The organism is Bacillus marinisedimentorum (genome assembly GCF_001644195.2).
Taxonomy (GTDB): Bacteria; Bacillota; Bacilli; order Bacillales; family Bacillaceae_O; genus Bacillus_BL; species Bacillus_BL marinisedimentorum.
This window is the reverse complement of sequence record NZ_LWBL02000009.1, coordinates 25,729-45,724: the sequence shown is the minus strand read 5'-3', so window position 1 is coordinate 45,724 and position 19,996 is coordinate 25,729. Positions and strand designations below refer to the sequence as shown.

The following is a 19,996-nucleotide window of genomic DNA, read 5'->3' as shown; positions in this document are numbered from 1 at the left end:
GCCAGCCTGAAGCGGGGTGCGAATTTCACTATATAATACCTTCTGCATAGACCTTATCCAATATTCCATGAACTTTTCCATTCGAATTTTCTTCCTGAAATAGCCAACTATATGAATAGATTGTGACAAGTTACACAAACTCTACCGCTCGGTGAGTCATTGTGATATGATTCACAAAGTAAAGATGCTATTTACCCTTACCCGTACCCCATACCAAAAAGAAGAATGAGAAGAATGTGAGAGGAGAACATACATCATGAATAATAAAATCGTAATTGTTGGCGGAGTAGCAGGAGGAGCCACAACGGCAGCACGCCTTCGCCGGCTTGATGAACAGGCGGAAATCATTATGTTTGAACGGGGAGAATATATATCGTTTGCCAACTGCGGACTTCCATACTACATCGGCGGCACAATCCAGGATCGCGATGCTCTATTGGTGCAAACCGTGGAGGGCATGTCAAAAAAATTCAATCTTGATATTAGAAATTTAAGTGAAGTAGTGAGCATAAACAGGGAAAGAAAAATGGTAACTGTCAGAAAAGTTGTGACGGGCGAAACGTACGAAGAAAGTTATGACAAGCTTGTCCTTTCCCCGGGTGCTAAACCGATCAAGCCGAATATTCCAGGAATTGAAGATGCCAAAGAGCTGTTTACACTCCGCAATGTCCCTGATACTGATAAAATCAAGTCATATATTGAAGAGAAAAAGCCGGGCAAAGCTGTTGTTGTCGGGGGAGGTTTCATAGGGGTCGAAATGGCTGAGAATCTCCATGACCTTGGCCTTGATGTCACACTTGTTGAAATGGCAGATCAAATCATGGCACCCCTCGATTACGAAATGGCTGCGATTCTTCACCAGCATTTTGCGGATAAAGGCGTCAATCTGATTCTTGATGATGGGGTCGAACGCTTTGCAAATGAAGGAAAAACAATCCATTTGAACAGCGGACAGAAGCTGCAGACCGACATGATCATCCTTGCAATAGGCGTGCAGCCTGAAAACATGCTGGCTAAAGAGGCGGGTCTTGCCATTGGCAACAGGGGCGGCATAAAAGTGAATGACGCCCTTCAGACGGATGACCCTTCCATATATGCAATCGGAGACGCCATTGAAGTAAAAGATTATATCCTCGGCAAACCGGCGATGATACCGCTCGCATGGCCGGCTAACCGCCAGGGCCGCCTTGTCGCAGACCATATCAACGGCTATGACGTCAAATACAGCGGAACACTTGGCACCTCGATCGCGAAAGTATTTGATATGACGGCTGCTGCAACTGGATTGAATGAAAAAACACTGAAACAGATGGGTATCGAACACGAAGTGATCCATGTGCATCCTGGTTCACACGCCGGGTATTATCCGGGATCGTTCCCAATATCCATGAAGCTCGTCTTTGAGCCGGATACCGGTAAAATCTTCGGGGCCCAGGCCGTTTCTTACGATGGGGCAGACAAGCGGATCGATGTCCTAGCAACTGCAATTAAAGGCGGATTGACCATTTTCGATCTTCCGGACCTCGAACTTGCTTATGCTCCTCCTTTTTCATCAGCCAAAGACCCTGTCAATATGGCAGGGTATGCAGCTATGAACGTCCTTGAGGGCAAAAATGAAACGGTTCAATGGCATGAAATCGATGCTATTGTCGAAAACGGCGCTCTTTTAATCGATGTCCGCGAACCGATGGAATGTGATATGGGGGCGATCAACGGTTCAAAAAACATTCCGCTTGGTGAACTGCGCAATCGTCTCGGTGAACTGCCGAAGGATGAAATGATTTATGTATATTGCCAGGTTGGGCTGCGCGGATATCTCGCCGCCCGTATCCTTGCACAAAATGGTTTCCCTGTTAAAAACCTTGATGGCGGATTCCGGACATATTCCTGTGTATACGATACTGCAGGCCAGAATCATTGTGATACTAATTTTAATGACTCAGGCGTAACACTTGGAAAAGAGGAAGCCGAACAACCAGAAGCTGTAACAGTTCTGAATGCATGCGGGCTGCAGTGCCCGGGGCCAATTATGAAAGTGAATGAACAAATCAAAGTGATGAACGACGGCGAAGTGCTCGAAGTCCAGGCGACGGACCCCGGTTTTGCAAAAGATATAAAAGCATGGTGCGCCAACACGAGAAACACGCTTGTCGGCACCAGCTTTGAAGACAAAACATTCAAAGCGTTCATACGGAAAGGCGCACCGCTGAATGTCCTCTCCGAAAAGCCTTCAAGCCCGGTGATCGAAACGAAGGATGGATCTACGATGGTCGTGTTCAGCGGGGACCTGGACAAAGCAATCGCGTCTTTCATTATTGCATCCGGTTCAGCGGCAATGGGCAAAAATGTGACAATGTTCTTTACATTCTGGGGGTTGAATGTATTGCGGAAAGAACAGGCCGGCCCGATCAAAAAGAACTTCATGGAAAAAATGTTTGCGCGCTTGATGCCTAGAGGCCCGGGATCCCTGCCGCTTTCAAAAATGAATATGGGCGGTATGGGACCTAGATTGATACGTAATATGATGAAACAGAAAAACGTCGACACGCTTGAAGTCCTGATGCAAAACGCACTGGACGCCGGGGTGAGGATTGTGGCTTGTTCGATGTCCATGGATCTTATGGGAATCAAAGAGGAGGAACTTATTGACGGCGTCGAACTTGGAGGAGTGGCTGCATATCTTGGCGACGCAGAAGCAGCTGGATTGAATTTGTTTATTTAAGGTTCTGGCAATTAATAAGGAGGCCCGTCCTGTCGGTAAGCAGTTCCGTTTACGTGGAGAAGCATTATAGTAAGAAGATGAATCAGCATATCAATTACATTGTAATTGGTATGCTTTTTTATTGATATATCAGCCTTCATAAAAAAATTAGAAGGAGACAGCTGACTAAATAACACGTCGATATTCGTGACAACAGATGTTGTCATCGTGCGAATTGGGGTGTTAATTCAGTTGTTGTTTGCTATGTTAATTTGAGGTGATATTCATAGTGTCTTCTTTACAGGGGGTGTCATGGGGACTTCCTCGGCTCAGTGCCTGTAAACAGCTGAATGATCAACATAAAGACACGGAAACCTGTTTTCAATGACTGTAATCAATGAGAATTCAAGATTACAGGCACGGAATCCCGCTTCCGGTGCCTATAAATGAGGCAAAGTCAACAATACAAGCACTGAACGGCAATTCAGTACCCTTCACTCAAAACCAAACCATTCCCCGCTTGAAGGCTCGCCGAATCGGGCAAGTTTTCTTTATAAGATTGTTACACATGCTATACGGAAACCTTCCAGGGAAAAATCAGCCGGAATAAAACAAGCCAACGAAACAAAGGGCCGCTCTCAGTTTCAATGGGAAAGCGGTCCGGGTGTTAACGGCTGTTTTTTACCTTTTCTTTTTAAAAAGTTCAAGGGTCAACGCATGAAGCTCTTCATCACTGATTATGCCGGTCAGCCTTTTTCGGACAAGTTCCTGGATTTCTTCGGTGATGGGAAAATCACTTACCGCCATATTCACATCATATTCCTGGAGTACCTTTTCGATATCTTCTTCCCTGATGGACATGCCGTCTCCTCCTGTCGAGGCGTTTTTTCTGCGAAGCTGCTATTGCGATTCGCTCTTGATACCATATATATCACCGCTGGATTCTTCATATACAAGCAAATGAAGAACTTTTGGTGACAGTAATTTCTCACCTATGTATATTTGGCGGCACATAATTTATTCCGCATGGACCAGCTTTTTCATACATTGAATTTCGGATGACACGACGGTGAAGATTTTTTCGGCAGGCATGTCCCGGTATTGCTCTAGCTTCTTCACGCCGCCCCAGTCCCGTCCAAGTTGAACGGCCTCCGGATAATCTTCTTTCATTCGATTATGGACCTGGGCTCCTTTGGCATACGATTTGCTGATATCGAAATACACTGTAAAAAAGGCCGATACATCTTCAAAGTGAGGTACCGGGCCGATCATCTTAATTGGTTTCCGGCTTAGATATGGAGTCGTACCGCAAAGGTTTGTGCTGCCGCCGTACTTATCGAAGGCCCCGAACTGCAGATTGCGGAGGCCGGACATATAAAACGCGCTGAAACAGAGCGGGCAAGGCTCTAAGCTTGTGTACAGCGTATAGCCTTCTGTGTCCTGATGGATACGGTTATCTAACTTTAACAGGGCATTCACTTCCGCATGTGCCAGCTCATTGTGAGAGACCGGTTCAATTTCTGAATACTGAAAAACGGTGCTTTTTCCGGTTGAAACGATGTTTCCAGATTTGTCTGTGACAAATGCCGCAATCGGCCTGGCCCCGTCTTTGAATGCCTCCCATACGAGTTCGAAACATTGCTGCCATTCCTGTGATAATTCATTCCACAACTGTACCACCATCCCTTTCATTTACCCTATTGTTTATTATAGAAGAATAGTTGGTTGAAGAGGAAATTTAAATTTGAAAAAAATAGAAGTTTTAATCGCTTTCAAAAGCGGAATTTAAACAATAACAAACTGAATTTCAAAATTCGCGAAAAGTATTTTTATATGTGGTTCAGCCAGACCATAATGGTGATAAAACAAATCGCAATACCGTTCGCTTTCAGCTGAGGAAATAGTAGCACTCTCCGTTCGTTCCTCGCGGCGGGAACCTGATAGCTTGGATTAGCCGCAGGAGCTTCGCTGATTTGAATCGGTTTGTCAAGTAATGCAGCAATGTGATTTACCACAGCCTTTATATTAAGGAGGAACTCTCCCATGGAATGTGTCTATTGCGGAAGAAAAGCCGCCAGCAGCTGTGCTCAGATAAGAAAGCCGATTTGCCGGCGCTGCAGTGTCCAAAAAGACGGAATTAAGTTCAGCAATATCCAGGCAATGGAAAAATTCTTTCAAAATAATCACCATGACAGCATGTTCAGAACCCCATATTAAGCAAAGATAAAAGCGGCCTGCGCATCGGCCGCTTGTTTCTTTGGAATCGTTTCTCTGCAGTTACTTTGTTTCACGATGGGCATAGCTTGAAGCGGCATAAGAGTCAGGTTTGATTCTGACGCCAATGCCCATCGAATCAATCCGCCTTGTCATCTCGCCGATTAAGTTGCGGGTCAATCCTTTTTTGCCGATATCGAGGTGGACTTCAAATTCGAGGCTTGCGCCTTCATCTTCGTAAGGTGCAATCAGCTCCGCGAGATCTTCTATCGGACCCATCGCAAACCGGTAGGCGACTTCCTGGCTTAACGTTGTCTCCTTTGAAATTTTTTCTTTTAAACTGGTAATGCGCCTTTTTTCATTATATTCGCGGAGGCACCCCCATGCCCCCTTGCCGATGCGGTGCAAGTGGATTGCAGTGATGAAACGGGTATAATCGCGATGCACGTGCGAATCGGTACCGATTGATAACCGGTATGCGGCGCGCGGGTCTTTTATAATGAAATCTTTTATATGGCTGAAAACATCGTCAAAATCCATGTCCTTACTTGTCCCGTTGTAAAATGGTGCTTCAATATACATCGTGTCACTCCATTTTTTAAAAAGTGCGGATACTATAATTTATGGCAGCCTGCAGGAAATATGTGCAAGGTTTGTGGCGGACGCCTAAGATAAAGGTTTCAAACATATGATTTGAACATTCCGCGGCTTCATTCCTATAGTGAATAAAAAGGGGTGAGCGAATTTGTATAGATTACTTGTTTTATTGCTGATACTTGCGGCAGCCGCCGGCTGTTCTGAAGAAAATGAAACGGCGAAAGAGGCTCCAAAGCAGCAGAAGGAATCAAGTATGGAATCTGGCAATGACAAAGAGAGCCGGATTCCGGATGCTGAAGTGCTTGCATCCAATCTGGATATCCCGTGGGATATCGCAAAAACTGAAGACGTTTTTTTTATCAGTGAGCGGAACGGAAACATAACCAGAATCGACTCGAATGAAAAAAGGGAGGACATGGCGCTCAACCTTGAAAAAGAAATATCGGCACGCGGAGAAGGGGGACTGCTCGGTTTTGTCCTGCATCCTGACTATCACAAAAATCAAAGGGCAATCATCTATTATACCTATCAAGAAAGCGGTGAAACACTGAACCGTATTGTTGCGGTCGAACGGAAGGAAAATGAATGGGTTGAAGAGCAGGAGCTCCTCGGTTCCATTCCAGGTGGCCGGATTCATAACGGCGGCCGCATCGCAATCGGACCTGACGGTTATCTGTATGCGGCAGCAGGTGATGCCGGAGAAGCGGAGGCCGCCCAGGACCCCAGTGTGTTAAACGGGAAGATTTTAAGGATTGCCCTGGATGGTTCGATCCCATCAGAGAATCCGGTTGAAAATTCACCGGTGTATTCATATGGGCACCGCAATCCGCAGGGACTGGCCTGGAGCGAAGAGGGAACCATGTATGCAGCTGAACATGGCCAGAGTGCCCATGATGAAATCAATAAGATCGAACCGGGCAAAAATTACGGATGGCCTGTCATTCAGGGAGACGAGCAGCAAGAAGCAATGGAGACTCCTGTTTTCCACTCCGGCAATGAAACATGGGCTCCGTCCGGACTTGGTTATTATAGCGGCAACCTTTATGCGGCAGGACTAGCAGGACGCCAAATCAGGAGGTTTGACCTTAAGAAACAGGAGTCATCTGTCTTATTCGAAGGAGCAGGGCGGATCAGGGACATCTTTATTGAAGGCGATGGCACAATGTACCTCATCACCAACAATACGGACGGACGCGGCAATCCGGATGAGGATGATGATCATTTGCTGAAGGTTGACCTGGGGGAATGAGTCTGGTTGGCTGGATGTGACGTGTTGGAGCTTGTGGATGTTGAGGAGTTTGGCCATGAAACGTATGCCAAATTGTCTTGTGCTCGGCCTGAAACGGGCTTGTTAGGGCGAGAAAAATCCTTGGAATGGCTTGAAAATCGCTGTTTGGCGTGAAAAGTCGGAGCTTCGGCGTGAATAAGCAGCTGTTAGGCGTAAAACCGTCGTGCTTCCGCTTGAAAGGGCCGGAATATGGCGCGAAAGCTGTATCCGGCCTTTCTGTTCTGCGCAAATAAAAGGGTGTCGGCGTGAACCCTGCATGATCTGGCATGAACGCCCAAATTATGATGGGAAACGAAGTCATCGGCAGGCTGCCAGTCCCGTTTCCCGTAAAAAAGGCTGTTGGTTTTCAGAAGAAATCAGCCAACAAAAAAAGCTGGCGAAACATATCATAACGCCAGCTGATCAGGGGTGTGTGCTTTAGGGTGAGACGGCCAAAAACAGTTACTTCCGCGGGTTTTGGATTCCTGTTTGACGGTATTGGGAAGTGTTTAGCGTATTCTGTCCGGTTTGCTGCTGTTCCGCATCTTTTTTAAATGCTTCCATTCCTTTGCTGAAAATGATGGTCATGTTACCGACCTCCCGTATAAAAGTAGCCGCGTCTGAAAAACGAGTGTAGAAAAAATCCAGCAGCACAATTTTTATGCTGTTAGTGCGTTGTTTCCGTTTTTTGATTTCCTTAAACTAGAAAATATGAATTTTCTTAAATTTTTTTCATATATTGGAAAACAAGCCTCCCGCGATGACGGAAGGCTTGTTTTTGTTATTTATGGTCGGCTGTGCTGCAGGTGCTGTTGTTTTCGATCGTTCCTTCAGGGCAGCACTGGGATGTGCAGGAGTCTTTGATCGAACAAGCTGCGCATTTCCCTTCTTTGCTTTTTTTGATATAGCGGAACATTGCCCAGGCTGCATAGCCGAATATCGCTCCGCCGATGATCAAATTGACTAACATAATACCCCTTCTTTCCTAAGATAGCCCAATCAATTTTCCTCCTTGATAGATGATGAGCGAGAGGAAGTAGGCGATGACAAGTGCATATCCGATTGAGAAGGCGGTCCACTTTTTTGAGCCGGATTCCTTCATGATCGTGGCGGCAGTTGCAAGGCACGGGATGTACAGCAAGATGAAAACCATGAAACTGAATGCAGCAAGCGGTGTGAAATGTTCGGTCATCAATCCTTGCAATGCAGCTGCATCAGGAACGAAATAAATAATATTCATTGTGGAAACGATGACTTCTTTTGCCAGGAAACCGGTCATCAATGCTGCGCCTGCCTGCCAGGTTCCGAAGCCAAGCGGTGCAAACAGCGGGGCAATGATGCCGCCGACCATAGCCAGAAAGCTTTCGTCCATCGGTACATCGATTCCTCCTGGACCGGCATAGGACAGGAGCCAAATGATGACGGAACCGGCGAAGATGAACGTACCGGCTTTTTTAATAAATCCTTTTCCTTTTTCCCACGTGCTTCTCCACAACGTCCTGAATTGCGGTACACGGTATGGCGGCAATTCCACGAAAAAGAAAGATGTTTCACCTTTCAAAATGGTGGATGAGAACACTTTGGCGAGTATGAAAGCGATGACGATGCCGAGAACATATAAAGAAAAAACGACAAGTGCCTGGTACTTGGCGAAAAAGGCGCCCACAAAGAGAGCATATACCGGCAGCCGTGCCGAGCAGGACATGAGCGGTGTAAGCAGCAGAGTCAGCAGCCGTTCTTTCGGCTGTTCGACCGTCCGGGCTGCCATGACACCCGGTACGTTGCAGCCAAATCCGATAATCATCGGGATGAACGCTTTGCCGTTCAAGCCGATCATATCCATGACTCTGTCCATGACGGTGGCGACGCGGGCCATGTAGCCGGAATCTTCAAGAAACGAGATGAAGAAAAACAGGATAAAGATTTGCGGTACGAAGACGAGAACACCGCCAACTCCAGCGACGATACCGTCAAGGATAAGCGAATGGATGAAAGCCGAAGCACCGACTGCCCCCAGGCCGGCGGTGATCCACTCAGTCAGCGGGCCTGACATGAATGTGTCAAGGGCGTCTGACAACGGAAACCCGAGCCAATCGAACGTCAGCATGAACATTAAGTACATGAAGCCGAGGAATATCGGTATGCCGAGGTATTTATTCGTGACAATCTGGTCAAGTCGGTCGGTGAATGTTTTTCGTTCAGCTTGATCTTGAACAGTGGAATCCTTTATTACTTGATCAATATATTGCTGGCGGACATGATGGATATATTCATGGAGCGACTTTGCTGTTTTACCCGCAATGATTTTTTGTTCAGTTTCAGAGTGGAGTGTTTCGAGCCACTCATTTGGAATGGAATCCTTCAAGTATTCTTTAACCTGTTGGTTGCCTTCGAAATATTGGACGGCAATCCATCTTTTTGAAAGGTTCGGGAAGTCAGGTGCCCGTTCAATGAATTGCTGAATCGCAGATTCCACATGAATGCCGTAATCCAGTTCAAACGGCCTGGCATTCTCTCCGTCAAAGGCATGGAGTTGTTCCGATAATTCTGTGATTCCCCGGCCGCTTCTGGCGCTGATGGATGTTACCGGGACGCCGAGCTGCCTTGACAGCTTTTTTTCATCTACCTGGATGCCGCGGGCTTTGGCGACATCAATCATGTTTAGGCCGATGATGACGGGTTTTCCGAATTCCAAAAGCTGGACGGTCAAGTGCATGTTACGGTGCAGCTTTGATGCGTCAATGATATTCAATGATTGCGAAAAATGCTCGGTGAGCAAAAACTGGGTGACGACTCCTTCATCACGTGAGAGGGGATTTAAAGAATAGACTCCGGGAAGATCAATGAGCTCGCCTTTTTTATTGCGGAGCAGGCCGACTTTTTTTTCGACAGTCACGCCGCTCCAGTTTCCAACGTATTCATAGGAGCCCGTCAAGCTGTTGAACAATGATGTTTTACCTGTGTTTGGGTTTCCGAATAATGCAAACTGAGTCATATTATGATTCCACCTTTATGCCGTGCGCTTCTTTTCGGCGGATGCTGACACACTGGTCATTGGCAGTAATCATGCATGGTCCTCCGAATGGCATGCACGATTTCATGCAGATTTCAGACCCTTCTTTGATCCCCATATCAATCAGCCTGCGTTTCAGCATATCATTTACGGCAACAAATTCTAGTATCCTGGCTTTATCGCCAGTTCGCAGTGAATCTAAATACATAACGGCAGCCCCTCGCTTTATAACAATGATAATCTTTCTCATTTGATAGTTTTACTATAGCACCAATTTTAAGCAAGAGAGCAGGGGAACTGTAACAATTCCGTGAACCTGTTATGTCAATTCTATAAACACCGGCGAAATGGACCTGCTATACTGGAATGAAGGGGGATGTGCCATGAGTGAATATATTGTAAGAAACATAAGTATCGCCGAACCGGAAGAAGTCTCGTTCAACGGAAAAACCTTTCGTTCAGGTATTCATAAAAAGCCGGTAACCGAAACGGCATACATCACAAAAACGAATATCAAGGGAGACGGGCAGGGGGACATTGAGAACCATGGCGGCCTTGATAAGGCAGTGAATGCGTATTCCTATGACCGGTATTCCTATTGGGAAAAGGAATTGGGGCGAAAACTCGGCCCTGCTGCGTTCGGTGAAAATTTGACAGTTGAAGGCTTAACGGAAACGAATACATATATCGGGGATACCTTTCAAATGGGGAGTGCGGTGCTGCAAGTTTCAATGCCGCGGAAACCGTGCTGGAAACTCGGTTATAAACTAAGGCGGAAGGACGCGGCACTGCTTGTTGAACAAACGGGGTTCACTGGTTTTTATTTAAGGGTGTTGGAAGAAGGAAGCGCAAGGCCTGGTGACAGAATGAAACTTGTGAGCAAGGATCCTGTGGAAATCGCTGTCGCTGAAGTTGCCAGGATCTGGTTCCACGACAACGACAACCGGCAGGGAATTGAGCGGGTTTTGCAGGCAGAAGCGCTGGCGGTAAACCTGAAAGAACGCCTTGTCAGGAAACTGGGAGAGTTGTAGTCAGTTTTTTGAAAGTAATGAGGGAAAGGACATGCATTATCTAAATTGCATACATAGAAATCCGGGCTTGAATCGAAATATTTATTTTCTTCGGTTGCACCGCTTTATTGGATGCTGAAAAACACGGTAGTGCTGTAAAAAGCACTGGGTAAATTACATGCAGCACCTGCACCCTGTCCGCTCGTTCGTTACCGGACTGCATGACCGGATGCTGTTTGAGGCAATGGATATTGATTCAGTGCCGGAGAGCTTCCGCGCGATCTGGTTACCGGCACTGCTCATGTCCTTCAACAGCTAAACTAATGTATATAATCATCATGTTGTATGAGATGGAGGCTTGATTCTGCCGGCAGTCACCGGCCCCAAATACAGTTACAGATACCGTTCCAGCTGCACAATCATTTGCTGAAACCCATCCTTATCAACGAAATCATCCACGCGCCAATTCTGGATAACCCACTGCGCCAACTCTTCCGGAGTATCAAACATCTCTCCATCTATGTCGCCATTCCGAACCATATACCGGTGATTTCCGTCATCAACCGTAACAGCAGATGAAACTGGGCTGTTATGACTTTCCAGATGAAATTCCATACTTAATTCCTCCATTCTTATACGGGGTTACCGTTGTTTGGGCAAATCAACAAAAAATGAACCTTTGTAAAATTTTTTGGTGATTTTGGTGCCTGGCAATTGCCTGGGACTTCCCAGGCAATTGCCAGGCATTTCAGTTCGCATGTCAGTCCTCTTTTGATGAGCGGATTTCTTTGCCGGAGCGGCCCTGTTTGGAGTTGCGGTTGGCGCCTTTCATCGGGTTTTCACCGTTGGCAAAGTCGGCGGAGAATTCGGTGTCCGGCATGCTTTCGGTTGGGGTGTTGTTGTTTTTGCTGGCAGCGTTGCGGAATGCTTTTCGTTTTGTCATGATCTTGCCTCCTCTGGATCTGTTGTCCTTATTTTTTGAAGGTGGCGGGAGATTCATGCATACAAAAATACATTCCATATAAAAAACCGCTCATGTAAGGCGGCGGGAACCCTTATTGCCCTCCTGTAACCAGGACCACCGGGATATGACAGGGCTATTTCCTGGTACCTTAAGGCGGACTTCCACACCTGAAAGACGGCGGCTATCGAAGGTCAGCTTTTTAACAAAACAGAACGGAAACGGCAAAAAGGACCACCCTTGAGCGGGTGGTCCCTAACATAACGATACCTCATTTTTATGCTTTGCAATTAATCGGCATATTCCAGTCTTTGATCCAGCCGCGGGCTTTCATCGCTTCGGCCAGCCGGCCGACACCGACAAGATATGCCGCATCCCGCATGTGGACTTGCTTGTTTTCTTTCATGCGGAAAACATCGTCAAAGGCGTCCGTCATTTTTTTATGAAGTTTTTGATTGACTTCATCTTCCTCCCAGGAATAATGCATCATATTTTGCACCCATTCAAAGTAAGATACGGTGACGCCGCCCGCATTGCAAAGGATGTCAGGAATAATGAAGACTCCGTTTTTCTCCATGGCTTCATTTCCTTCAGGCGTTGTAGGGCCGTTTGCCGCTTCTGCGACAATTTTCGCTTTTATTTTTGACCCGTTTTTGGAATTGATCTGGTTTTCAAGTGCTGCTGGAATCAGAATGTCGACATCAGCAGTAAACAGATCTTCATTTGACAGGCTCTCATAATCTTTAAAGCCGTTGACGGTGCCTGATTCTTTTGCATATTCAATCAGGTCATCGATGTCGAGACCTTCCTCATGATACACACCGCCGCCTGCATCGGTGATTCCGACCACTTTCACGCCGCGTTCTGCCAACAGCTTGGCCGTGATCGAGCCGACGTTTCCGAAGCCTTGAATAACAGCAGTCATTTTATAGAGGTTCAGGTCAAGCCGTTTGGCGGCTTCTTCAATTGTAATGACAACACCCCGCCCGGTTGCTTCGACACGGCCTTCAGAACCGCCGAGTATAATCGGTTTGCCGGTGATCATGCCAGGGACATTTTTGCCTTTGAGGCGGGAAAATTCATCAAGCATCCAGCCCATGATTTCCGGGGTGGTGTTTACATCAGGCGCTGGAATATCTTTTTCAGGCCCAATGATCGGTTCAAGCTCCCGTATGAAACCTCGGCTCAGTTCTTCGAGTTCCCTTTCCGAAAGTTCCCGCGGATCAACGATGATGCCCCCTTTTCCGCCGCCGTAAGGTATTCCCATAATCGCCGCTTTCAACGACATCCACATGGAAAGTGCCTTGACCTCATCTTCATTGACAGCGGGATGGAAGCGGACACCACCTTTCGTCGGCCCGAGCACATCAATATGCTGCGAGCGGATTCCTTCAAACTCACGATATGTGCCGTCATCCATCCGTACTGGGATTGAGGTTTTCATCAATCGCTTCGGTTTCTTCAAAACCTCATAAAAAGCCTGCGGCAATCCAAGTGTTTCAGTTGCTGTCTCCATCAAATTCTGGACAATTTCAAAAGGATTGTTTATTTCTACACCGTTCTTTCTTTCCTTCACTGCCATTTCCGATTTAACTTTGGCCTCCACTTTCTGGTTATGTTCGGCTGTTTTTTGAACGATAGTAAATCCCTCCTAACAATTTCATACGTCCTCTTATTGATTATTCCATTCCACTAAAAATCCCAAACCCTCGTTTTTTTCATTAGCTGACTTGATCAAGCACCTTCTCATGAGTCTGGTGTCAATGTTCACCTGTGCTGCCGGTCAGGGTATTGACGGCGAATCCTAGTTGACAGGGGGCAGGGCAATTCTCACGCCAGTTTCAGGCTCCAGGTTTGTCATGTTCATGTTCCCTCAGAGGGTTGGATAAGAATCTTCGGGAGGTTATTCAACGTCCTGTGGGAGCAGCGGGGCAGCAGAGCCCCGGCAGGAGCGTAGCGACGAAGAGACTCAGCACCCGCCCTGCGGCAAAGAAGACAGCGTGAGTGCGACCGGAGGGAAGCAGGAACGGATGCCGCCCTTGTGACCGTGGTGAAAGCGAGCCCCAGAAGCGCAAATATCCATCAGGTTTATTCCACTAAATGGAAACAGATGCTTGGGTTTTAAAGTCCATTGTTTTTGTTCCTTCTTTGAATGTTTTTTTTAGGGTTTAAACATTCTGTGTGTTTCGTATGTCATTTCACCTGTTTTTTTACATTTTCCCCCATGATATCGGATAAAGATGAACGTTTTTATTTCTGAAAATCCATGCTGAGAAATGGTTCCGGTGAACCTAACGTTTATTTCATCATGATAAAAGGGAAAACAGGTCAATAAAAGAAGAAAACAAGGAGGCACGTTGCTATGGCGGAAATTGAAAACTATCTTGAGAAGCATATGCCTGAAATGACTGATATGCTTGAGAAGCTTGTCAATATGGACAGTAACTCTTACGACAAAGAGGATGTTGATAAAGTTGCCGCCCTCATTAAAGAAAAATTTGAGGAAATCGGAATGTACGTGAAAGTCCATCATGAGGCGGAAGTAGGCAACCATCTTGAAGTCAAAGCCGAAGAGGACAGTGAGCCTAAGATCATCATCATTGCTCACATAGATACCGTTTTTCCAAAAGGCGAAGCGGAAAAGAGACCTTTTGAAGTCATCGGCGATAAGGCATACGGACCGGGTGTAAGTGATGAAAAAGCGAGTCACGTTTCTGTATTGTACGCCCTGAAAGCTTTAAAAGATGCTGGTTCTGACGCTTATAAAAATGTCCATGTCGTCTTTAACAGTGATGAAGAAATCGGATCCCATTCATCAAAGCCGATTATTATGGAAGCCGCAGAAGGTAAAGCATATTCCCTTGTTGTGGAGTCAGGCCGGCCAAAAGATGCCATCGTATCTGAACGAAAAGGTGTCGGCCGCTTTGAAATAGACGTTACCGGTAAAAGTGCACACTCCGGGGTGGAACCGCAGCGCGGGAAGAGCGCAATTGAAGAACTGTCACATAAAGTATTAAAACTCCAGGAATTGAACGAGTATGAAGAAGGACTGACGGTAAATGTCGGCCTTATTGACGGGGGCACTTCAACTAACACAGTTCCGGGCCATGCGGAAGCACAGGTGGATGTCCGTGTTGAAAATGAAGAGCAGGCTGAAGAAGTCACAAAGGACATCATGAACATCGTCAATGAAGACCATGTGGACGGGACTGAAACAGAAATGAAAGGAAACATAGGCCGTCCTCCGATGGAAAAAACGGAAGAAACCGAAAAATTGATTGACGTCATTGAAGATGTCGGTGACGAACTTGGCATGAATATCCGTGATGTGGATACAGGGGGCGGTTCGGATGCCTCATTTACGGCATCTGATGGAATTCCGACAGTTGATGGCATGGGTCCCCTCGGGGAATTCTCGCACAGTGAAACGGATGAATATGTGGATTTGAAAACGTTTCCGAAACGAACAGCATTACTTGCAAGAACAATCGAAAGGCTCACGGCTAAATCAGGGTGAGGCAGTGACTTACTGCCCATCCTTTTTTCATAGTTAAGGAAATTATAAAATGTTTGCGTTGTGGATAAAAAGCCAGAAGGGAGTCATCCAGCTCCAGGCGCCAGCGGCTATCGTCATAAGCGGTGATCCCCTCCGGAAGGAAAGACCATCTTCCGGAGGGTACCCCCGCTTATGTACGCGCTAAGCGGGCGCCCTGCGCTTTTGTTCTTGTTCATACCTTTTGTTGGTAATTGCATTTTGTACACATGATTATCTTAATATCGGGGTAAAGGACAATAACTTAATAAGTGGGTAAAAGGAGTGTCCTCGTGGATATAGATAAAATTATAGCGAATCAAAAAAGCTTTTCTAATGAAAGCCAACATACAGCCAAAGGGAAATACGGAATGGCAGCAAGTGCTGCCAGGGAAGCGACAGAAGCGGGAGCAAAGGTGTTGGAAGAAGGAGGTACTGCTGTCGATGCTGTCGCTGCGATGCAGTTCGCTCTGGCAGTAACCGAAGGGATGAATACAGGCCTCGGGGCCAGCGGGTTTTTGACGGTATATGACAGTGAGAAAGATGAAACATGGGTGCTGGACGGCCATTCAAAGGCACCTGAAGGCGCTGTTCCAGAATTATTTCTTGATGAAAACGGCGAAGAAATCCCATATGTACCTCGGTCCCTGAGCGCAAAAGCAGTAGGGATTCCAGGAATACTCCGTACTATGGAAATCGCAGTCAATCGTTTTGGCCGCAAGAAGATCAGTGAGTTGATCCAGCCGGCGGTCGAACTTGCCGAAAACGGGATTCGTGTCAACTGGTTCTGGGAGAGCGCGATTGAAATGATGCGCCATCGTATGGATGATCGTACAAAAGCGCTGTTTATGCCGGATGGGATTCCTCTTGTCGAAGGGGATCACATCAAACAGACGGACCTGGCCAAAACGCTGCGCATTCTTCAGGAAAAAGGCATCGATGCCTTTTACGAAGGCGAAATTGCCGATGCGATAATAGACGTTCTGCAAAGCCGGAAGGGCATCATGACGAAAAAGGATTTACGCAATTTTGAGGTTTTTCTTGATAAGCCGATTTACAGTAAGTATAAAGGAATGCAGCTGGCTGCTCCTTCACCTCCGAATGGGGGAGGCCTATCGCTTGCTCAGTTGCTGGGAATCATTGAGCAGCATGACATCGGTCAATATGGCGTGAACTCGTGGCAAAAATATTTTCTATTAGGCGAAGCCATGCGTATCGTGTTTTCCGATAAGCTGGCATATGTCGGCGATCCGGATTTCCTGGATGTGCCGATGGATGGACTGCTGAATGAAGAGTATATAAAAAAACGCAGTGAACTGATCGATTTCAGCTACCGCAACCCTGATGTCGAGTTCGGTAATCCATGGGCGCACCAGGAGGGGGATCCGGATAAGGAAATCGTCCATGAACCGCTGGCCGAAAAAGGAGAAACGACCCACTTTACCGCTGTTGACCGGTGGGGAAATGTTGCTGCATGCACGTCATCACTTGAGCATAAATTCGGATCAGGCATCATGGTTCCGGGATACGGATTCCTGTTGAACAATGACCTTACTGACTTCAGTCCGGAACCGAACAGTGTTAACGGCATCCAGCCAAATAAACATGGTGTCAGCACAAAGTCGCCTTCCATTTTATTTAATGAAGGCAAGCCGTTTTTGACGCTTGGTTCCCCCGGAGGACCAACCATCGTCGCCTCGGTTCTGCAAGTTATCATTCACCTTCTTGATTACAAAATGGATCTGAAGGATGCGATTGAAGAACCGCGCATTTATAACAGTATTGGCCGGGTCGTCCAGTGGGATTCGGGAATCCCTCAAGAAGTAAGGGATAAGATGCTTGAAAAAGGTTTTCATTTTCCGGAGTTTCCTAAGCATATAGGCAATGTCCAGGCGATTCTGATCGACCAGGATAGAGGCGAAATGTATGGAGCGGCCCAGTCATCAAGGCCGGGTGCCGCAATTGGATTGAATTAGGTCGAGAGAGAAGGTGGGACAAAACTAAACTGCCCAACTAATAGACGAACAATTTCATGTCAGGAAAGCTATAAAGCAAAAAAATCCGAACTAATGCGAAATTCTCTTTTAAGGGCTTCGCAACATAGTTCAGATTTTCCTTTGACTAAAAAACTTTTGTCCCAGCCTCTTCTCTTATGGTCAGGTTAACGGAGTAAGACCTGTCCCGGTCACTTAATAATAGTGAGAATTACAAACGGGGCGGCAAGCACTGCAAGTCCAAGCACAATCACCGCACTTCCGCCAAGTTTGTTTTTTTCTGAAAAAATGATCCTTGCAAAGTTGAACGTATAAACAGCTATTAAGAATGCAGCAATCACGATCAAAATATTCATGCCATTTAATCAATCCCTTATCTCGTTCAGATTGGATTCTTTAACAGTTTTACCGAAGGTCAGAGAATTAATCGTGAATTCAACTTTTACATCTGCATTAGGATATATGTTATTCATCCAGTCTGCCTTTTCGTATTCACTGATGGTTTTAAAGTGTTTCCGGACATACAGGGACCAGTAAAAAGGTTCGCCTTTATATTCTTTTTGTGTCTTTTCGATAAATGCAGCAGCTGTTTTTTCAAGGTTTGTTTCGATATGCTCTTTTAGTTTCTTCTGTTTTTTCCGGTCGCTGGAATAATCGGTCATACTCGGGACAGCCAGAATTTCAACATCCATAGGTATTTCGGCCCTTATGACCGCAGTGCCTTTGGGCCTGTATTTTACGTCCACTTTTGTCCGGTCCGGTTTTATGACACGGGCTGTTATCCTAAAATCTTGTTGATTGGGGTCCGGATAGGTTACCATAAAATCCTCTACCCGAAACGTGTTATCGAGCCACATCGACAATCTTGTAAGCTCACCATTTATTTTATCGATCATGATTCCTTCTTTAAAAACGGCCGAGCCCATGAATTGAGTCTGATTCCCGCCCTCCTGGGGAATTTCTCCTGCCAAAAACTCATCTTCAAGCCCATCATTTATTTGATTTTCCGGATCAGAAGTGGCATATATGGCCAAAAACAGATCGGCATCCCCTTCGGTGATCTGTAAAAAGCGATGGAGATCGGAGTACGGAATAATTCCCGTCTCCCTGGCCCTGTTAATAATAAATTGAAAAAACTTATGCGGCCGGGTTTCCAGCTTCGGTTTATTGTTATTTATAAACTCACTGGCTGGTTCCTTACTGACAACAAGCTGGACATTCCGCCGCAGTTCTTTTGATCGGAGGATGCTCTGGATCACCCTAATAAAATCATCTGAACGGGCAAGTTCCTCTGAAACAATCAATACTTTGACATGGTCCAGCGTGATCCGGCGCGCAACAAATGAATTGGCTGTATTTTTGGCTGACATGAAATCGTTCGCAGTAAGTGTGACAGTTTCATACGGCGGTTCATTTCCTCCGGTGCCCATTAGAGATGTGGCTTCGGGATTTCCAATTTGGAATGTCACCCGCAGTTTCCCCTTCTCTTCCATTGCATCCAGGCCTACAGCCATCACATAAGCTTGCTGCTCGGGTTCCTGTTTATCAAAACAGCCGGCAAGGAAAAGGAGGGGGAAAATGAGCAGCAAGATTTTAAAATTTTTCATGTGTTCGTCACCCTGCCTTTCCACTTGGCAGCAAGCCAGAGAATAACAGGTAGTGCAAGCAGCGGTGCTGAAACCGTATTTAAGAGCGCATCCCGATAGAACAGAACATTCACAATGGCGTTTTCCGGCACTAAACCGGCAGTCAGGATCAAAAACGCAAACGGAAGGAGTAAGGGCTCAAATTCTTTGATGTTGAAAACAGCTCCGAAAATCCATACTGAAAAATACAAATAGATAATAAAGCGCAGGATTGCGGCAAAAAGCCAGAAACCGAGAAATAGCGTCTCTATATTAGGGAAAAATTCGCCAATGGAAATGATTTTCGTCAATTCGTGAAAAGGGAAGGCCAGTTTGTCAATTGATTCATAGTCAAAAATCGTCGTATATATGAAATAAAAGAGAGCTAACTCCAGCGCAACTGTCACAAAGCCGATATAAGATGCCCTATGATAACTTTTTATACTTTTAATGGAGGGGTAAGCCATCGTCAGGAAAATAAGCTCACTGTAAATGGATGCTTTTTGCACCCCTTCTTTCAGAAGCGGGCCAATCCCATCGCCGAAAATCGGAAATACACGCAGGAATATAGCTTCTTTAAGAGCTAAAATGATGAGGAAAAGAACCGACAGCTTCACATACGGCAGAACGACAAAAGATGAATACCCGATGACCTCGAATCCTTTTTTTGCACCGAAATAACAAGCAGCGATGAATATGAAGTAAATGACAATAATTGGCGACTTGGGAAAATAAATGGTGTTGACCTCGTCGACATAATTCCGCATATCAATGGCGGTAGCTGAAAAAGCGGTCAAAAACAAAAACAAGCCCACAATCATGCCAAGCGGCTTACCCAGCAGATGATAAATGAGTTCAACCAGGTTCTTATTTTTAAAGCGTTTTAATGTAGAAAGAAGCAGCATCAAAAAAGGGAGAAAAACAGCAAAAGAAATAAGTGGAATCATCCAGAAGGCGTTTTTCCCATTCTGGGCAAGCATGGAGGCTGTCATATCAGAAAGTTTCGTTCCGATAAGCAGGATGATGATTGCGAACAGTTCTCTTCCACCTATCTTGTCTTTATCCACTCGATCCACGCTGCA

At 46.1% G+C, this 19,996-nt stretch carries 19 protein-coding genes; 6 read left to right on the top strand and 13 right to left on the bottom strand.

Features of this window, described 5'->3' with window-relative positions; translation table 11 throughout:
• Positions 1–256 precede the first annotated feature (256 nt).
• Complete coding sequence (locus A4U59_RS02425) at positions 257–2,722, top strand: CoA-disulfide reductase (RefSeq protein ID WP_070119609.1); 2,466 nt, start codon at positions 257–259, stop codon at positions 2,720–2,722.
• Positions 2,723–3,382: 660 nt separating this feature from the next.
• Here the strand turns inward: A4U59_RS02425 and A4U59_RS02420 are convergent.
• From A4U59_RS02420 to A4U59_RS02405, 3 genes are all read right to left on the bottom strand, one after another.
• Entirely contained in the window at positions 3,383–3,562 is a 180-nt protein-coding gene (locus A4U59_RS02420; RefSeq protein WP_070119608.1) for a hypothetical protein, read from the bottom strand.
• A gap of 156 nt (positions 3,563–3,718) precedes the next feature.
• Entirely contained in the window at positions 3,719–4,384 is a 666-nt protein-coding gene (locus A4U59_RS02415; protein ID WP_157888117.1) for a nucleoside deaminase, read from the bottom strand.
• A 594-nt stretch (positions 4,385–4,978) separates the two neighbouring features.
• Positions 4,979–5,497 carry a ribonuclease H-like YkuK family protein gene (locus A4U59_RS02405; RefSeq protein ID WP_070119605.1) on the bottom strand — a complete coding sequence of 173 codons (519 nt, stop codon included), beginning with the start codon at positions 5,495–5,497 and terminating at the stop codon, positions 4,979–4,981.
• A gap of 163 nt (positions 5,498–5,660) precedes the next feature.
• Here A4U59_RS02405 and A4U59_RS02400 point away from each other — a divergent pair, with 163 nt between their 5' ends.
• Complete coding sequence (locus A4U59_RS02400) at positions 5,661–6,761, top strand: PQQ-dependent sugar dehydrogenase (RefSeq protein ID WP_070119604.1); 1,101 nt, start codon at positions 5,661–5,663, stop codon at positions 6,759–6,761.
• A 480-nt stretch (positions 6,762–7,241) separates the two neighbouring features.
• Here the strand turns inward: A4U59_RS02400 and A4U59_RS22320 are convergent, their stop codons facing one another.
• The 4 genes from A4U59_RS22320 to A4U59_RS02385 all read right to left on the bottom strand — a co-directional run bounded on the left by A4U59_RS22320 (position 7,242) and on the right by A4U59_RS02385 (position 10,000).
• A complete protein-coding gene (locus tag A4U59_RS22320) occupies positions 7,242–7,367 on the bottom strand; it encodes a hypothetical protein (RefSeq protein WP_281183304.1) in 126 nt (41 codons plus the stop codon).
• 193 nt (positions 7,368–7,560) lie between these two features.
• Complete coding sequence (locus A4U59_RS02395) at positions 7,561–7,749, bottom strand: FeoB-associated Cys-rich membrane protein (RefSeq protein ID WP_070119603.1); 189 nt, start codon at positions 7,747–7,749, stop codon at positions 7,561–7,563.
• Positions 7,750–7,764: 15 nt separating this feature from the next.
• The gene (feoB, locus tag A4U59_RS02390; protein WP_070119602.1) at positions 7,765–9,774 is read right to left on the bottom strand and encodes a ferrous iron transport protein B; all 2,010 of its coding nucleotides are present in this window, start codon (positions 9,772–9,774) and stop codon (positions 7,765–7,767) included.
• Position 9,775: 1 nt separating this feature from the next.
• Entirely contained in the window at positions 9,776–10,000 is a 225-nt protein-coding gene (locus A4U59_RS02385) for a FeoA family protein (protein WP_070119601.1), read from the bottom strand.
• A 175-nt stretch (positions 10,001–10,175) separates the two neighbouring features.
• Here A4U59_RS02385 and A4U59_RS02380 point away from each other — a divergent pair, with 175 nt between their 5' ends.
• Complete coding sequence (locus A4U59_RS02380; protein WP_070119600.1) at positions 10,176–10,823, top strand: MOSC domain-containing protein; 648 nt, start codon at positions 10,176–10,178, stop codon at positions 10,821–10,823.
• A 157-nt stretch (positions 10,824–10,980) separates the two neighbouring features.
• On the top strand, positions 10,981–11,121 hold the full coding sequence (locus A4U59_RS21220) for a hypothetical protein (protein WP_157888116.1): 141 nt from the start codon (positions 10,981–10,983) through the stop codon (positions 11,119–11,121).
• A gap of 74 nt (positions 11,122–11,195) precedes the next feature.
• On the opposite strand, the gene A4U59_RS02375 is transcribed toward A4U59_RS21220, so the two are convergent.
• The 3 genes from A4U59_RS02375 to A4U59_RS02365 form a co-directional block, all read right to left on the bottom strand.
• A complete protein-coding gene (locus A4U59_RS02375; RefSeq protein ID WP_070119599.1) occupies positions 11,196–11,417 on the bottom strand; it encodes a hypothetical protein in 222 nt (73 codons plus the stop codon).
• Between the two features lie 145 nt (positions 11,418–11,562).
• Positions 11,563–11,745 (bottom strand): hypothetical protein, encoded by a 183-nt coding sequence (locus tag A4U59_RS02370; protein ID WP_070119598.1) that lies wholly within the window; start codon positions 11,743–11,745, stop codon positions 11,563–11,565.
• A gap of 295 nt (positions 11,746–12,040) precedes the next feature.
• Positions 12,041–13,345: a Glu/Leu/Phe/Val family dehydrogenase gene (locus tag A4U59_RS02365; protein WP_070119597.1), complete on the bottom strand. Its 1,305-nt coding sequence runs from the start codon at positions 13,343–13,345 to the stop codon at positions 12,041–12,043.
• A 780-nt stretch (positions 13,346–14,125) separates the two neighbouring features.
• Here A4U59_RS02365 and A4U59_RS02360 point away from each other — a divergent pair.
• Together A4U59_RS02360 and ggt are read left to right on the top strand one after the other, a co-directional pair.
• Positions 14,126–15,280: a M20 family metallopeptidase gene (locus A4U59_RS02360; RefSeq protein WP_083270608.1), complete on the top strand. Its 1,155-nt coding sequence runs from the start codon at positions 14,126–14,128 to the stop codon at positions 15,278–15,280.
• A 308-nt stretch (positions 15,281–15,588) separates the two neighbouring features.
• On the top strand, positions 15,589–17,271 hold the full coding sequence (gene ggt, locus A4U59_RS02355) for a gamma-glutamyltransferase (RefSeq protein WP_245680475.1): 1,683 nt from the start codon (positions 15,589–15,591) through the stop codon (positions 17,269–17,271).
• A gap of 209 nt (positions 17,272–17,480) precedes the next feature.
• On the opposite strand, the gene A4U59_RS21215 is transcribed toward ggt, so the two are convergent.
• Genes A4U59_RS21215 through A4U59_RS02345 form a run of 3 tightly spaced genes read right to left on the bottom strand, consistent with a single transcriptional unit; the run spans position 17,481 to position 19,990 of the window.
• Positions 17,481–17,645: a hypothetical protein gene (locus A4U59_RS21215; RefSeq protein ID WP_157888115.1), complete on the bottom strand. Its 165-nt coding sequence runs from the start codon at positions 17,643–17,645 to the stop codon at positions 17,481–17,483.
• Between the two features lie 9 nt (positions 17,646–17,654).
• Positions 17,655–18,896 (bottom strand): Ger(x)C family spore germination protein, encoded by a 1,242-nt coding sequence (locus tag A4U59_RS02350; protein ID WP_070119596.1) that lies wholly within the window; start codon positions 18,894–18,896, stop codon positions 17,655–17,657.
• Entirely contained in the window at positions 18,893–19,990 is a 1,098-nt protein-coding gene (locus A4U59_RS02345; RefSeq protein WP_070119595.1) for a GerAB/ArcD/ProY family transporter, read from the bottom strand. The genes A4U59_RS02350 and A4U59_RS02345 overlap by 4 nt, the downstream gene beginning before the upstream one ends.
• Positions 19,991–19,996 lie beyond the last annotated feature (6 nt).